The sequence below is a fragment of the Enterobacter sp. Taxon_8 genome (genome assembly GCF_058354585.1).
Genome location: NZ_CM177989.1, coordinates 1,174,135 through 1,188,584, shown reverse-complemented (window position 1 = coordinate 1,188,584; position 14,450 = coordinate 1,174,135). Strand labels below are relative to the sequence as shown.

Sequence of the window (14,450 nt, the reverse complement as noted above, 5' to 3'; positions counted from 1 at the left end):
CAAATCTCCCTAAACTCTACAGCAAACCGGCATGCTTCAGCGCAGCCCTGACGATATCACGACCGTGGTCGGTGATCGGTGTCATTGGCAGACGCAGCGTATCGGTTGCTACAAGACCCAACTCCTTGCATGCCCATTTCACTGGGATCGGATTGGGTTCGACAAATAATTTATTGTGCAGCGGCATCAGACGCTGATTAATGACGCGCGCTTCATCAAAATGACCTGCTGCTGCCAGTTTGCACATTTCAGCCATGTCGCGCGCCGCAACGTTTGCCGTTACGGAGATCACGCCATGGCCACCGAGCTGCATAAAGTCCAGCGCGGTCGCATCATCACCACTCAACAGGATAAAGTCGTCTGAAACCAGCTCTTTGATCTGATGAACGCGGCTTAAGTTCCCTGTCGCCTCTTTAATACCGATAATATTTTTTACTTCCGAGAGACGACCAACGGTTTCCGGCAGCATATCGCAACCGGTACGGGACGGCACATTATACAGAATTTGTGGCAAGTCAGTATGTTCAGCGATGGCTTTGAAGTGCTGGAACAAACCTTCCTGAGTAGGACGGTTGTAGTAAGGAGTCACCGTCAGACAGCCAACGATGCCGCTGTCGTTAAAACGTTTGGTCAGGCTGATAGCTTCTGCGGTTGCATTAGCCCCTGTGCCCGCGATGACCGGAATACGTCCGTCAGCCAGTTCCAGGGTCAGCATCACCACATCGCCGTGCTCGTCGTGGCTCAGCGTTGCGGATTCACCGGTAGTCCCTACCGAAACGATCGCCGAGGTTCCGTTGGCGACATGGTAATCAATGAGCTTCTTCATGCTTGACCGGCAGACATTACCTTTTTCATCCATCGGTGTAACAAGCGCGACAATACTTCCCGTGAACATGAGCCATCCTCTGTGCGAACAAGAGCCTCAATGTTACGTTTGGAACTGTAATAAAAGCAAGCGACCTGAGGCTCTCAGGCGGTTGTATGCATGTTTTTTTTATGCTTTCCTTAGGAAGACTTAACCATGCAAAGGAAGAACAGGTTTGACAACCTCATCACAACATTACCTGGTTATCACTGCGCTGGGTGCCGACAGGCCGGGTATCGTGAACACCATCACCCGCCACGTAAGCAGCTGCGGCTGTAATATCGAAGACAGCCGTCTGGCGATGCTCGGTGAAGAGTTCACATTTATAATGTTACTTTCCGGGACATGGAACGCCATCACGTTGATTGAATCGACCCTGCCGCTGAAAGGGGCCGAACTGGATTTGCTGATTGTCATGAAGCGCACCACTGCGCGTCCGCGTCCGGCACTGCCTTCTACCGTCTGGGTACAGGTTGAAGTGCCTGATTCTCCGCATCTGATTGAGCGTTTCACGGCGCTTTTTGACAGTCATCAGATGAATATTGCCGAACTGGTTTCCCGTACGCAGACAAGCGATGACCATGGTCTTCCGGTGCTGTTTATTCAAATTACCGCGCACAGCCCTGCCTCACAGGATGCGTCAAATATCGAGCAAGCGTTCAAAGCCCTCTGTACAGAATTAAACGCGCAGGGCAGTATAAGCGTCGTCAATTATTCGCAGCACGAACAGGATGGAGTTGAGTAATGAACCCACTGAAAGCCGGTGACATCGCACCGAAATTTAGCTTACCGGATCAAGACGGCGAGCAAGTAAATTTGACCGACTTCCAGGGACAGCGTGTTCTGGTCTATTTCTACCCGAAAGCCATGACCCCCGGCTGCACCGTACAGGCCTGCGGCTTACGCGACAACATGGACGAGTTGAAAAAAGTCGGCGTGGAAGTGCTGGGTATCAGCACCGATAAACCAGAAAAGCTGTCACGATTTGCTGAAAAAGAGCTGCTGAACTTCACGCTGCTTTCCGATGAAGATCATCAGGTATGCGAGCAGTTCGGCGTCTGGGGCGAGAAGACGTTTATGGGTAAAACCTACGACGGCATCCACCGCATCAGCTTCCTGATTGACGCTGACGGTAAAGTTGAACACGTGTTTGACGACTTCAAAACCAGCAACCACCACGACGTGGTGTTGAACTGGCTGAAACAAAGCGCCTGATAAACAGCAAAACGGCAACCCAGGTTGCCGTTTTTCATGTTTTCTCCCTCTCCCTGTGGGAGAGGGTCGGGGTGAGGGCATCAGGCCGCCCCCCTCTACTTCTCTTCCACCGCCGGCACATCCGGCCACGCGTGGACCACGGCTTTAATCAGCGTTGCCAGCGGAATGGCGAAGAACACGCCCCAGAATCCCCACAGCCCGCCGAAAATCACCACGGATAAGATAATCACCAGAGGATGCAGGTTCACCGCTTCGGAGAACAGCACCGGCACCAGCAGGTTACCGTCCAGGCCCTGAATAATCAGGTACACCGCGAAACAGCTCCAGAACTCAGTCCCCAGCCCAAACTGGAACAGCGCGACCCCAACAACCGGAATGGTCACCACAAACGCGCCTATGTACGGGATCAGAACCGACAGCCCCACCAGCACCGCCAGCAGCAGCGAGTAGTTCAGGCCGAAAATCAGGAAGCCAATCCAGGTCGCTACCCCCACGACAATCATCTCCAGCACCTTGCCGCGAATGTAGTTGGTGATCTGCTGGTTCATCTCTTCCCAGACCTGCCCCGCCAGCCCGCGATTGCGCGGCAGAATACGGCGCACGGCGTTGAGCATTTGATCTTTATCTTTCACCAGGAAGAAGACCATCAGCGGCACGAGCACAAGGTAAACCGCCAGCGTCAGCAGTCCGACCAGGGACGCCAGAGAGTATTTCACCACCGAATCACCCATCGTCATGATGCGGGCGCGCATATTTTCGGCCATCGCGTCGATAATTCCGGCATCCATCAGGGCCGGATAACGGCGCGGCAGCGTGGCGGCAAAATCAGACAGCTTGTTCAGCATGCCGGGCATGTCGCGGATCAGGTTAATTCCCTGCTGCCAGGCGACCGGCATCACCACAAAAGCCATTAACAGCAGGATGCCGACAAACAGCACCAGCACGATGCTGGTCGCCCAGCGGCGGGAACAGCCGATATGTTCCAGACGCGCCGTGGGCCACTCCAGCAGGTACGCCAGCACAATCGCCACCAGCAGAGGGGCGAGCAGGCCGCTGAAGAAGAACAGAATACCGAACCCGGCAACCAGAATAACCAACAAAGCAATGGCTTCCGGGTCGCTGAACCGACGCCGGTACCACTGCATTAACATTTCGAGCATACAACCCTTCCCTGAATCGAATGGCGGGAGTGAGACGGTGAATTGTATCTAACTGTCACAAAAAAGACTTTCGCTTTTTGTATCCCGATCGCAATCCGCAAAACCCTGATGAATGGGATTTTCTTCATGCTACAACACGGCTACACTCGCAGGGCAGCAGAGATGAACGATATGCCGGTTCATCGGTCAAATTAGCACATCCAACATACAGGACAGTGGTTATGTTCAGGCAATTGAGAAAAACACTGGTTGCAACACTGATTGCCGCGGTGACGGTCGGTCAGGTGTTGCCCGCTTTTGCTGACTCGTCCGATTCATTGCCGGACATGGGCACCACAGCAGGAAGCACGCTCTCTATTGGGCAAGAGATGCAAATGGGGGATTACTATGTTCGCCAGCTGCGCGGCAGCGCCCCGCTGATCAACGACCCTTTGCTGGTGCAGTACATAAACGGGTTGGGGATGCGTCTGGTAGCGCACGCCGACTCGGTAAAGACCCCCTTCCATTTCTATTTAATCAATAATGACGAAATCAACGCCTTCGCCTTCTTTGGCGGTAACGTGGTGCTGCATTCGGCGTTATTCCGTTACTCTGACAACGAAAGCCAGCTGGCCTCGGTAATGGCGCACGAAATTTCGCACGTCACACAACGTCACCTGGCGCGTGCGATGGAAGACCAGAAACGTAACGCTCCCCTCACCTGGGTGGGTGCACTGGGATCGATTCTGCTGGCGATGGCCAGCCCGCAGGCCGGGATGGCAGCGCTGACCGGTACGCTGGCGGGAACACGTCAGGGGATGATCAGCTTTACCCAACAAAACGAGCAGGAAGCGGACCGCATCGGGATTCAGGTGCTGCAGCGCTCGGGCTTTGACCCGCAGGCCATGCCGAGCTTCCTGGAAAAACTGCTCGATCAGGCGCGTTACTCTTCCCGTCCGCCGGAAATCCTGCTGACGCACCCGCTGCCTGAAAGCCGACTATCGGACGCGCGTAACCGTGCAAACCAGATGCGTCCTGTGGTGGTCCAGTCTTCGCAGGATTTCTACATGGCGAAAGTGAGAACCCTGGGAATGTACAATTCCGGGCGTAACCAGCTCACCAGTGACCTGCTGGATACCCTGGCGAAAGGCAACGTGCGTGAGAAAAACGCCGCGCAGTATGGTCAGGCGCTTCAGGCGATGGAAGCCAGCAAATACGACGAGGCGCGTAAAGCGCTGCAGCCGCTTCTGGCTGCCGACCCGAACAACCCGTGGTATCTCGATCTGTCGACGGATATCGATCTGGGGCAGAAGAAAACCGCCGATGCGATTAACCGTCTGAAAGGGGCGAAAGACGTCCGTACCAACCCGGTGCTGCAGCTTAACCTGGCGAATGCTTACCTGCAGGGCGGCCAGCCGGGTGAAGCGGCGATTATCCTGAACCGCTACACCTTTAATAATAAAGACGATCAAAACGGCTGGGATCTGCTCGCTCAGGCGGAAGCCCAGCTCGGCAACCGCGATCAGGAGCTTGCGGCGCGTGCCGAAGGCTTTGCCCTGGTGGGCCGCCTCGATCAGGCGATTTCCGCGCTCAGCAGCGCCAGCTCGCAGGTCAAGCTCGGCAGCCTCCAGCAGGCACGTTACGACGCGCGTATCGATCAGCTGCGCGGCCTGCAGCAGCGCTTTAAGCCGTACGAGAAGATGTAATAAAGGAGAATTCACGTCATGACAGACGCCGTAAAGATTTATCACAACCCTCGCTGCTCCAAGAGCCGCGATACCCTGAGCCTGCTGAAGTCTAACGGCGTGGAGCCGGAAGTGGTGCTGTACCTCGACACTCCACCTGACGCGCAAACCCTCCGCCAGCTGCTGCGCATGCTGGGAATGGGCAGTGCTAGAGAGCTGATGCGTCAGAAAGAAGATCTGTATAAGTCGCTTAACATGGATGACAGCCGTCTCACCGAGTCTGAGCTGATCCAGGCGATGGTTGAAAATCCAAAGCTGATTGAGCGCCCGATTGTGGTGGCGAACGGCCAGGCGCGCATTGGACGTCCGCCGGAAGACGTGCTCGAGATCCTCTAATCGTTACGCCGCAGCGCTTCAAGAAAGGCCTGCGGCGTACTCTCTCCTAACTTTTTCTGCGCTTTTCCCCGGTTGTAAAATTCGCACAGCTGGATCAACAGCTCGCCTGCCGGCTCACTGTTCAGGCGTGGAATGATTTCACAGAGCGGCTGAGCAACCTGAACGGCGGAGTATTGCTGCGGATGCACCGTAACGGTGGTATTACGCTCCTCTGGCTTCACCTCGAAACCAAAAGTCTCAATAGATTGAATATCAGCCGGACAGGCTTCCAGCGCGTCGTGCGCCCAGCGGGCCAGCAGCTGCGGAGAAGTGCCCGCGTACAGCCGGGCGTAGCACCAGCCGCTCACCGGTTCACGCGCCCAAAGTAGATGCTGTTCTCCGCCATCGTCCATATGCAGAGACAGGGGCTGATGATGTAACAGAAGTTTTTGCGGCACGATACCTGCCTTGAGCGCCTTTTTCCCCTGCAACGGAGCCCCTCTTTGTTGCGCAGAGGTAGGTTTGAGGTAGCGGTTCAATGTCGCCCGGGATACGGGGATCCCCAGCACGCCGTTTACAATCTGCAGCAGTTCATCAAGCGGCGCTCCCGAGACGTCACGCAGGACATTCACCAGTGCGATCTGCTCTTGTCTCAACGCTTTGTGTATCACTTTTGGCGTTGTGTGGTTGTCCGAAATCTGCTCGCGGTTGCGCCAGCGCCTGACGGTAGTGACCGAAATGCCCAGCTCAGCGGCAAGCTCTCTGTCGCTTTTATCTGACTGCTGAAGATAGCGACGGATGCGCGGCGTCGTGGTGGCATTAGCATGCAGTTTAATTTCCATCGCAAGTCCTCAGAACTAATCTTATGAGATTTATACTACAGTAGCGATTGCTTTGTGACCGATTTCACCTTTCGCTCGCCACGCTTCACTGATAATTCCCAGACATAACACAACCAACACCCCTCAATCTTGTACGGAGTTCACAATGAACAATGTTCTGGGATTTCTTGAAGCAAAACTGATGCCGCTGGCGGCCAAAACGGCCCAGCAGCGTCATCTCGGGGCCATTCGCGGCGCCTACGTATCCTTCATGCCGTTTATCATCGTCGGCTCCGTTCTGCTGGTGATCTCGTCATTCCCGAATCAAGCCTATCAGCAGTTTATGTCTCAGGCCTTTGGTGAGAGCTGGAGCGCCATTATTGAAATTCCGTTCAACGCGGTGTTCTCCACCATGTCGCTGTTCATCAGCTTCCTGGTGGCCTTCCGCCTGGCGGAACACTACGGCGAGGATCGCATCTCCTGCGGCATCCTGGCGCTGGTCGCCTTTCTCATCCTGACGCCCTTTATCAAAGTGGCGGAAAACGGCGGTATTACCGTCATTCCGGTGGAGTGGATTGGCAGTAAAGGGCTGTTCGTGGCGATGATTGGTTCTCTGCTGTGGACGGAACTGTTCTGCTGGCTCAAGCGCAAAAAACTGGTCATCAAAATGCCGGACGGCGTGCCGCCGGCGGTGCAGGAGTCGTTCGCGGCATTAATCCCGGCCCTGCTGGTGATGATTCTGGTGCTGGGTATCCGTATCGTGTTTGAAAACACCCACTACAACACTATCCACCAGTTTATTTACGAAGTAGTGGCCACGCCGGTTCGCCACTACGGTACCTCATACTTTGGCGCGCTGATGACGGTGTTCAGCATCACCATTCTCTGGTCAGTGGGCATTAACTCCGGCTCGATGATTAACGGCATCATTCGCCCGCTGTGGATGGAGAACCAGACCGACAACATCGCGGCCATTCAGGCTGGCGCCACGCCGCCGCACATTATCACCGAACAGTTTTTTGACATGATCTGGATGGGCGGCGCGGGGGCCACGCTGTCGCTGGTCATTGCGATGCTGATTTTCGCCCGCAGCAAAAACATGCGGGAAGTGGCGCGCCTCGGCGCCGGGGCGTCAGTGTTTAACATCAACGAACCGATCCTGTTTGGCCTGCCGGTGATCATGAACCCAATCATGCTTATCCCGTTCAATCTGGTGCCGCTGGTGCTGGTTACCGTGCAGTATGCAGCGATGAAGATTGGCGCGGTTGCCGTCACCACCGGGGTGTTTATTCCCTGGACGCTGCCACCCGTTATCAGCGGTTTTATCGTTACCGGGCACCTGAGCGGCAGCGTGATGCAGCTTATCAACCTGCTAATTGGCGCCATGCTGTACCTACCTTTCATGCGTATCGTGGACAAACAGTACCGCGCGGCGGAAATGGTCACCGTTACGCAAACCGACACCACCCTTGCAAAACAGGAGTAAAGCATGTGGGGAATTATCGCGACCTGGAGAATGGCGCTTGAAGGCGTCACCGAGTCTGCATCTGCGCTGGCTGCGGGGAAACCGGTCTCGGCAGCGGTGGTGGATGCCGTCGCCGCCGTCGAAGATTTTCCGTTTTATAAATCCGTCGGCTACGGCGGGCTGCCCACCGAAAATGGCGAAGTGGAGCTGGACGCCGCCTACATGGACGGCGATACGCTGGCGTTTGGTGCCGTGGGCAACCTGGTGGATATCGCCAACCCGGTGCGGGTGGCGCATGCGTTAAGCCGCCAGCGCTACAACAGCCTGCTGGTGGGCCAGGGCGCGCGCGAATGGGCGCTGAGCCAGGGCTTTGCCGACAAAACCATGCTCACTGACCGCGCCTTGCAGCACTACCGCAAACGCTGCCGTGAAACGCTGGATAAGGGCTTAAGCCCTTACGACGGGCATGACACCGTCGGCATTATCGGCCTCGATAAGCAGGGCTCGATGAGCGTCGCCACGTCCACCAGCGGCCTGTTCATGAAAAAGCGCGGTCGACTCGGGGATTCGCCCATTATTGGTTCCGGATTTTACTGCGACAGTGAAATCGGCGCTGCCACCGCCACGGGCGTCGGTGAAGATCTGATGAAAGGCTGCACCAGCTACGAAATCGTCCGCCGCATGGCGCAGGGCATGACGCCCCAGCAGGCTGCCGATTCGGTAGTGTTCGAACTGGAAGACAAGCTGATGTCGCGCTTTGGGCGCGCGGGCGATCTCTCAGTGGTGTGCATGAACAACAAAGGCGAATTTGGTGCCGCCACCAACATCAAAACCTTCTCGTTTGTGGTGGCGACGGCTCGCCAGCCTCTCACCGTTTTTCGTACCGAACGCCTGCGGGAGAAAACGCATTATCACGCGGTAGACGATGAGTGGATGCAGGCCTATGCCGCGCGGATCCGCGCGCCGATTGAGGAGTCATGATGATTACGTATCAGTTTATCAACGCGCTTTCTGACGCGGCTCCGCAGAGCCATTTGATTGCGTCCGCCACCTGTACGCATTTGCCCGAAACGGCGCTGGTCGCAGAAATGCGCGAGTCTGCCAGCATCGCTGACACCCGCTTTGGCTGCGCCCCGTTTGCCCGGATCACTCTGCTGCCCGATGCGCTCTGGCAGGATAGCCTGACCGAAGGATTACTGACGGCGCTGCGCCCGCTGCTGGCCTCGCCCGTCAGCCCCGAGCTGATACTGGACGTTACCGATATCGACGATGTGGTGCTGGCGCAGGTGCTGCGTTTTCTCTTTAATCAGGCGCACAGGCTAAGCGATCTGAAGCTGAAGAAAACGGATGAATCGACGGTGCGCCTTACGCACATTACTGCCCTTTGCCTGCCGGAACAGCAGGCAAAACTGGAGGGAATCTTCCGCCAGCAGCAGGCCATCGCCCACGGAATGGTCGCTGCGCGACGGCTGGCGGATATCCCGTCCGACCGATGCACGCCGCAGTTTGTGGTGGAAGAGGCGCAAAAACTGTGTGCCGCCTTCCCTTTTCTGCGCTGCGAGGTGTTGGATGAAAAGCAAATCGTTGAGCAGAGTCTGGGGCTGCTGCACGCCGTTGGCAAAGGGGCGACCTGTCCGCCGCGCCTGCTGGCGATCCATTATGACGGCGTCAACGACGGCCCGGTGCGCTGCTATGTGGGAAAAGGCATAACCTTTGATACAGGCGGCCTGTGGCTGAAGGAAGGCGCGGGCATGTATACCATGAAATACGACATGTGCGGTGCGGCTAACGTGCTGGGCCTGATGCTGACCGCCGCAGAGCTGGCGCTGCCCGTACGCATTATGGGCGTGCTGGCACTGGCGGAAAACGCCATTGGCCCGGACGCCATGCAGCCCGGAACGGTGGCGACGGCCTGCAACGGCACCACGGTTGAAATCAACAATACCGATGCCGAAGGCCGACTGGTGCTGGCAGACGCCATCGCCTGGGCCAGCCAGCGCCATCCGCAGGCGCGCTATATTATTGATATGGCGACCTTAACCGGTGCGGTCGTGAAGGCGCTGGGGTATGAATTGAGCGGATTAATGACGCAGGATGAACCGCTGCGCGCGGCGCTGACGCTGGCGGGCAAGCAGAGCGGCGATGAAGTGTGGTCCCTGCCGCTGGATGCGCGGCTGAAAAAACAGACCGACAGCGCCATCGCCGATCTGTGCAACACGCCGACCAATAATGCAGCAATCAGTGCTTCGGCAGCGTGGCTTCTGCACCACTTTTGCCCGCCGACAATCCCGTGGGCGCATCTGGACATCAGCGGTACGGCGCTGTGGCGCGGAAACGGACGGAGCGTGGCATCGGGAAGACCGATTCCACTTCTGGTTGAGCATCTAATTGGGGATATTTAGCCGCCACCGGGCGAGAAAATTCAAAGCTTGAGAATATCTTTCACAAACGGAATGGTCAGCTTGCGCTGGGCGGTAATGGAGGCGCGATCGAGCTGATCGAGCGTGTCAAACAGCGTACGCATTTCGCGATCCAGCCGCTTGAGCAGAAAGCGGCCCACGTCTTCCGGCAGCTCAAATCCGCGCTGTTTTGCGCGCAGCTGTAACGCCTGAAGCTTATCTTCATCCGACAGCGGCTGGAGCTTGTAGATTTGCCCCCAGTCCAGACGAGACGCCAGATCCGGCAGCCCCAGATTCAGCTGTCGCGGTGGACGATCGCCGGTGATCAGCAGCCGGGTTTTGCCCGACTCCAGGATGCGGTTGTAGAGGTTGAAGATCGCCATTTCCCACGGCTCGTCCCCCGCCACGCACTCGATATTATCGATGCAGACCAGCGAGAGATGTTCCATTCCCTCCAGCACCTCAGGCACGAACCACGTACGTTTATCCAGCGGCACGTAGCCTACTGCATCACCGCGCGCTGAAAGCTCCGCGCAGGCGGCATGCAGCAGATGGCTGCGCCCCGCGCCTTCGCGTGACCAGATATAGATGTATCCGCTGTGATCCTGGCGCAGCACGTTTTGCAGTGCAGCCAGTAAAGAGGGGTTATCACCCGGCCAGAAACTCGCGAAAGTTTCGTCGTCAGGGAGATAAAGTGGCAGAGAGAGCTGTGCCGGTCCGTTCAGAAATACCTCAACCAGAGATCCTACGTAAAATCGGAAAGGAGTTTAACACGGAACCTGCAAGGAGAGAACCGGGCGATCCCTCGCCCGACTTTTCGATCAATGTGACGCTTTTTCGCTTTCGTCCGCGTCCAGTACCACCTCTTCAGGGCGGATCACCGAGATCAGCTTGAAGATCAGGCTCAGGCCAACGCCGACGATGGTCGCCAGCGCCATGCCCTTCAGCTCGGCCGCACCGATGTGCACCTTCGCGCCGCTCACGCCGATAATCAGGATTACTGAGGTCAGGATCAGGTTCTGCGCCTTGCTGTAATCCACTTTGGATTCAATCAGCACGCGAATACCGGAGGCACCAATTACCCCGTACAGCAGCAGAGACACGCCGCCCATCACCGGCACCGGGATGATCTGAATCGCTGCCGCCAGCTTGCCGACGCAGGAGAGCAGAATGGCGATGATCGCCGCGCCGCCGATAACCCAGGTACTGTAGACGCGGGTAATCGCCATCACGCCGATGTTCTCACCGTAGGTGGTGTTTGGCGTTGAGCCAAAGAAACCGGAGATAATGGTGGAGAAACCGTTCGCAAACATGGAACGGTGCAGACCCGGGTCACGGATCAAATCGCGCTTAACGATGTTCGCCGTCACCACCAGGTGGCCGACGTGCTCCGCAATCACCACCAGCGCCGCAGGCAGAATGGTGAAAATCGCAAACCATTCGAAGCGAGGGGTGTAGAAGGTTGGCAGCGCGAACCAGTGCGCCTCGGCAATCGGAGTGGTGTCCACCACGCCCATCGCGAAGGAGAGCGCGTAGCCCGCCAGCACGCCGATCAGGATCGGGATTATCGCCATAAAGCCGCGGAACAGGACGGAGCCAAACACCGTTACGCCCAGCGTAACCAGCGAGATGATAATGGTTTTGGAATCCGGTGACTGGCCGTCAGCAGGCAGCAGACCGGCCATATTCGCCGCCACACCCGCCAGTTCAAGACCGATGACCGCAACGATGGCGCCCATCGCCGCAGGCGGGAACATCACGTCCAGCCAGCCGGTACCGGCTTTCTTCACAATGAAGGACACCACGCAGAACAGGACGCCACACATGATAAAGCCGCCCAGCGCGACTTCATAACCCAGCGGCAGCAGCAGCAAAACCGGCGAGATAAACGCGAAGCTCGACCCGAGATACGCCGGGATTTTGCCTTTACAGAGAAAGAGGTACAACAACGTACCGATGCCGTTGAACAACAGCACGGTTGCCGGGTTAATGTGGAACAGGATTGGCACCAGCACGGTTGCGCCAAACATGGCGAACAGGTGCTGCAAACTAAGCGGGATAGTCTGTAAAAGCGGCGGTCTTTCACTCACCCCGATAGCACGGCGCGTCATAGTGTTTTCCTCTGAGTAGTATTGTTGTTGGTGTTTTATTCAAAAAAAAGCCGACTATCAAAGTCGGCTTATTTATCGTTATTCGATTATTTCGTACCAAAGATCTTATCGCCGGCATCGCCGAGCCCCGGAATGATGTATCCGTGCTCGTTCAGGCCCTGGTCGATAGAGGCGGTATACAGCTCAACGTCCGGGTGCGCTTTTTCCAGCGCCGCGATCCCTTCCGGAGCCGCAACCAGCACCAGCACCTTAATGCTGTTACAACCTGCATTTTTCAGCAGGTCGATGGTGGCGATCATCGAACCACCGGTCGCCAGCATCGGGTCAACCACCAGCGCCATACGCTCGTCGATGTTAGACACCAGCTTCTGGAAGTAAGGAACCGGCTCAAGGGTTTCTTCGTTACGGTAGATCCCGACCACGCTGATGCGCGCGCTTGGCACGTGCTCCAGCACGCCTTCCATCATGCCGAGACCGGCACGCAGGATTGGCACCACGGTAATTTTCTTACCTTTGATCTGCTCAACCTGCACCGGGCCGTTCCAGCCTTCGATGGTGACTTTTTCTGTTTCCAGATCGGAGGTCGCTTCGTATGTCAGCAGGCTGCCGACTTCAGATGCCAGTTCGCGAAAACGCTTCGTGCTGATGTCATGCTCACGCATCAGGCCCAACTTGTGTTTAACGAGTGGGTGTTTCACTTCCACAATCTTCATTCTCTTTCTCCTCTGAGGCGGCGTCCGCAAAAAAATCGCGGGATTATACCGCTTTTTTCGGATTAGGCCATACCCATCTTGCTTGACGTATATCAAGCAAAGTGATTTAGAGACAAAAAAAACCGGAGGCGAGACTCCGGCTTGGGTGCGGGTTCTGCCCGGTGACGCTGCGCTTACGCGGACCTACGTGTAGTGTAGGTCGGGTAAGCGTTAGCGCCACCCGGCAATTACAGGCTATCGCCGTTGCTCGCAATTACCTGCTTATACCAGTCGAACGATTTCTTCTTGCTGCGGTTCAGCGTGCCGTTGCCTTCATTGTCTTTGTCGACAAAGATAAAGCCGTAGCGTTTTTTCATTTCGCCCGTACCGGCAGAAACGAGGTCGATACAGCCCCACGGGGTATAGCCCATCAGATCCACGCCATCTTCCTCCACCGCTTTTTTCATCTCGCGGATGTGGGCGGACAGGTAGTCAATGCGGTACTGGTCGTTCACCGTGCCGTCGCTCTCCTGCACGTCGATCGCGCCAAAGCCGTTTTCAACGATAAACAGCGGCAGCTGATAGTGATCCCAGAACCAGTTTAGGGAGTAGCGCAGCCCCACCGGGTCAATCTGCCAGCCCCAGTCCGATTTCTGCACGTACGGGTTAGTGACCAGGCTCTTGCTCTCGTCGTAATCCAGCTGCGGGTTATCCGCCGTCGCCTTGGTGGCGAAGGACATATAGTAGCTGAAGCCGATGTAATCGACGCAGCCCTGCTTCAGCGCGGCTTTATCTTCTTCGGTAATATCCAGCGTGAAGCCGCGACGCGCAAAGTAGTTGAGCAGATGCTGCGGGTACCTGCCGCGCACGTGCACGTCGGTGAACCAGTAGCGGCGGTGCATGGCATTCATCGCCATCATCATATCGTCCGGCGCGCAGGTGAGCGGGTAGATAGGGCACATGGCAATCATGCAGCCAATCTGCAGCGACGGGTTAATCTCGCGCCCCGCCTTCACCGCCAGGGCGCTGGCCACCAGCTCATAGTGCGCCGCCTGGAACATCACCGGCTCACGGTCTTCACCCGGCGCGTACTTCAGCCCGGAGTTAGTGAACGGCGCAAAATCTTCGTGGAAGTTGGCCTGGTTGTTGATCTCGTTGAAGGTCATCCAGTACTTCACTTTATGCTGATAGCGCTGGAATACCACTTTTGCAAAACGAACGAAGAAGTCGATCAGCTTACGGTTGCGCCAGCCGCCGTATTCCGTGACCAGATGGAAAGGCATCTCGAAGTGAGAAAGGGTGATAACCGGTTCGATGCCGTACTTCAGGCATTCGTCGAACAGATCGTCATAGAATTTCAGGCCAGCCTCGTTAGGCTCAAGCTCGTCGCCTTTCGGGAAGATCCGCGTCCAGGCAATAGAGGTGCGGAAGCATTTGAACCCCATCTCGGCAAAGAGTCTGATGTCTTCTTTATAGCGGTGGTAGAAATCAATGGCTTCATGGTTAGGGTAATTTTTCCCCTCCAGCACGCCGTTGGTGATTTCACGCGGCACGCCGTGCGCCCCCGCGGTCATGACATCGGCAACGCTCACGCCCTTGCCGCCCTCTTTCCAGCCGCCTTCCAGCTGGTGCGCCGCAACGGCCCCGCCCCACAGAAAATCTGCTTTAAATCCTGACATTCGC

The 14,450-nt window shown here is 56.6% G+C and carries 14 protein-coding genes; 7 read left to right on the top strand and 7 right to left on the bottom strand.

The genetic code is table 11. The features are described from left to right. Positions 1-16: 16 nt before the first annotated feature. Positions 17-895, bottom strand: a complete 879-nt coding sequence (dapA, locus tag AC4IBF_RS05665) for a 4-hydroxy-tetrahydrodipicolinate synthase (protein ID WP_008501633.1) — start codon at positions 893-895, stop codon at positions 17-19. 145 nt (positions 896-1,040) lie between these two features. Here dapA and AC4IBF_RS05660 point away from each other — a divergent pair, with 145 nt between their 5' ends. Together AC4IBF_RS05660 and bcp are read left to right on the top strand one after the other, a co-directional pair. Continuing rightward, positions 1,041-1,610, top strand: a complete 570-nt coding sequence (locus AC4IBF_RS05660; protein WP_023308758.1) for a glycine cleavage system transcriptional repressor — start codon at positions 1,041-1,043, stop codon at positions 1,608-1,610. After that, a complete protein-coding gene (bcp, locus tag AC4IBF_RS05655; RefSeq protein WP_014171119.1) occupies positions 1,610-2,080 on the top strand; it encodes a thioredoxin-dependent thiol peroxidase in 471 nt (156 codons plus the stop codon). The genes AC4IBF_RS05660 and bcp overlap by 1 nt, the downstream gene beginning before the upstream one ends. A gap of 95 nt (positions 2,081-2,175) precedes the next feature. Here bcp and AC4IBF_RS05650 read toward each other — a convergent pair whose 3' ends face one another. Further along, positions 2,176-3,240: an AI-2E family transporter gene (locus AC4IBF_RS05650; RefSeq protein WP_033146172.1), complete on the bottom strand. Its 1,065-nt coding sequence runs from the start codon at positions 3,238-3,240 to the stop codon at positions 2,176-2,178. A gap of 221 nt (positions 3,241-3,461) precedes the next feature. Between AC4IBF_RS05650 and bepA the strand changes: the two genes are divergently transcribed. Further along, positions 3,462-4,925, top strand: a complete 1,464-nt coding sequence (gene bepA / locus AC4IBF_RS05645; protein ID WP_325848837.1) for a beta-barrel assembly-enhancing protease — start codon at positions 3,462-3,464, stop codon at positions 4,923-4,925. 18 nt (positions 4,926-4,943) lie between these two features. Then, positions 4,944-5,300, top strand: a complete 357-nt coding sequence (gene arsC, locus AC4IBF_RS05640) for an arsenate reductase (glutaredoxin) (RefSeq protein ID WP_491463192.1) — start codon at positions 4,944-4,946, stop codon at positions 5,298-5,300. On the opposite strand, the gene AC4IBF_RS05635 is transcribed toward arsC, so the two are convergent. Beyond that, positions 5,297-6,121, bottom strand: a complete 825-nt coding sequence (locus AC4IBF_RS05635) for a helix-turn-helix domain-containing protein (protein WP_133294896.1) — start codon at positions 6,119-6,121, stop codon at positions 5,297-5,299. The genes arsC and AC4IBF_RS05635 overlap by 4 nt on opposite strands. Positions 6,122-6,266: 145 nt before the next feature. On the opposite strand from AC4IBF_RS05635, the gene celB reads away from it, so the two are divergent. Genes celB through AC4IBF_RS05620 form a run of 3 tightly spaced genes read left to right on the top strand, consistent with a single transcriptional unit; the run spans position 6,267 to position 9,967 of the window. Then, on the top strand, positions 6,267-7,586 hold the full coding sequence (celB, locus tag AC4IBF_RS05630; protein ID WP_115875973.1) for a PTS cellobiose transporter subunit IIC: 1,320 nt from the start codon (positions 6,267-6,269) through the stop codon (positions 7,584-7,586). 3 nt (positions 7,587-7,589) lie between these two features. Further along, complete coding sequence (locus tag AC4IBF_RS05625; RefSeq protein ID WP_491463191.1) at positions 7,590-8,546, top strand: glycosylasparaginase; 957 nt, start codon at positions 7,590-7,592, stop codon at positions 8,544-8,546. Beyond that, positions 8,546-9,967, top strand: coding sequence for a leucyl aminopeptidase family protein (locus tag AC4IBF_RS05620; RefSeq protein ID WP_491463315.1), 1,422 nt, complete (start codon positions 8,546-8,548; stop codon positions 9,965-9,967). Before AC4IBF_RS05625 ends, AC4IBF_RS05620 begins: the two co-directional genes overlap by 1 nt. A gap of 20 nt (positions 9,968-9,987) precedes the next feature. Here the strand turns inward: AC4IBF_RS05620 and AC4IBF_RS05615 are convergent, their stop codons facing one another. From AC4IBF_RS05615 to AC4IBF_RS05600, 4 genes are all read right to left on the bottom strand, one after another. After that, a complete protein-coding gene (locus tag AC4IBF_RS05615) occupies positions 9,988-10,689 on the bottom strand; it encodes a DnaA inactivator Hda (RefSeq protein ID WP_211438414.1) in 702 nt (233 codons plus the stop codon). Positions 10,690-10,785: 96 nt separating this feature from the next. After that, positions 10,786-12,075, bottom strand: a complete 1,290-nt coding sequence (uraA, locus tag AC4IBF_RS05610; RefSeq protein WP_491463190.1) for a uracil permease — start codon at positions 12,073-12,075, stop codon at positions 10,786-10,788. Between the two features lie 86 nt (positions 12,076-12,161). Next, entirely contained in the window at positions 12,162-12,788 is a 627-nt protein-coding gene (gene upp / locus AC4IBF_RS05605) for a uracil phosphoribosyltransferase (RefSeq protein WP_023308769.1), read from the bottom strand. Positions 12,789-13,015: 227 nt separating this feature from the next. Next, complete coding sequence (locus AC4IBF_RS05600; RefSeq protein WP_302236111.1) at positions 13,016-14,446, bottom strand: 6-phospho-beta-glucosidase; 1,431 nt, start codon at positions 14,444-14,446, stop codon at positions 13,016-13,018. Positions 14,447-14,450 lie beyond the last annotated feature (4 nt).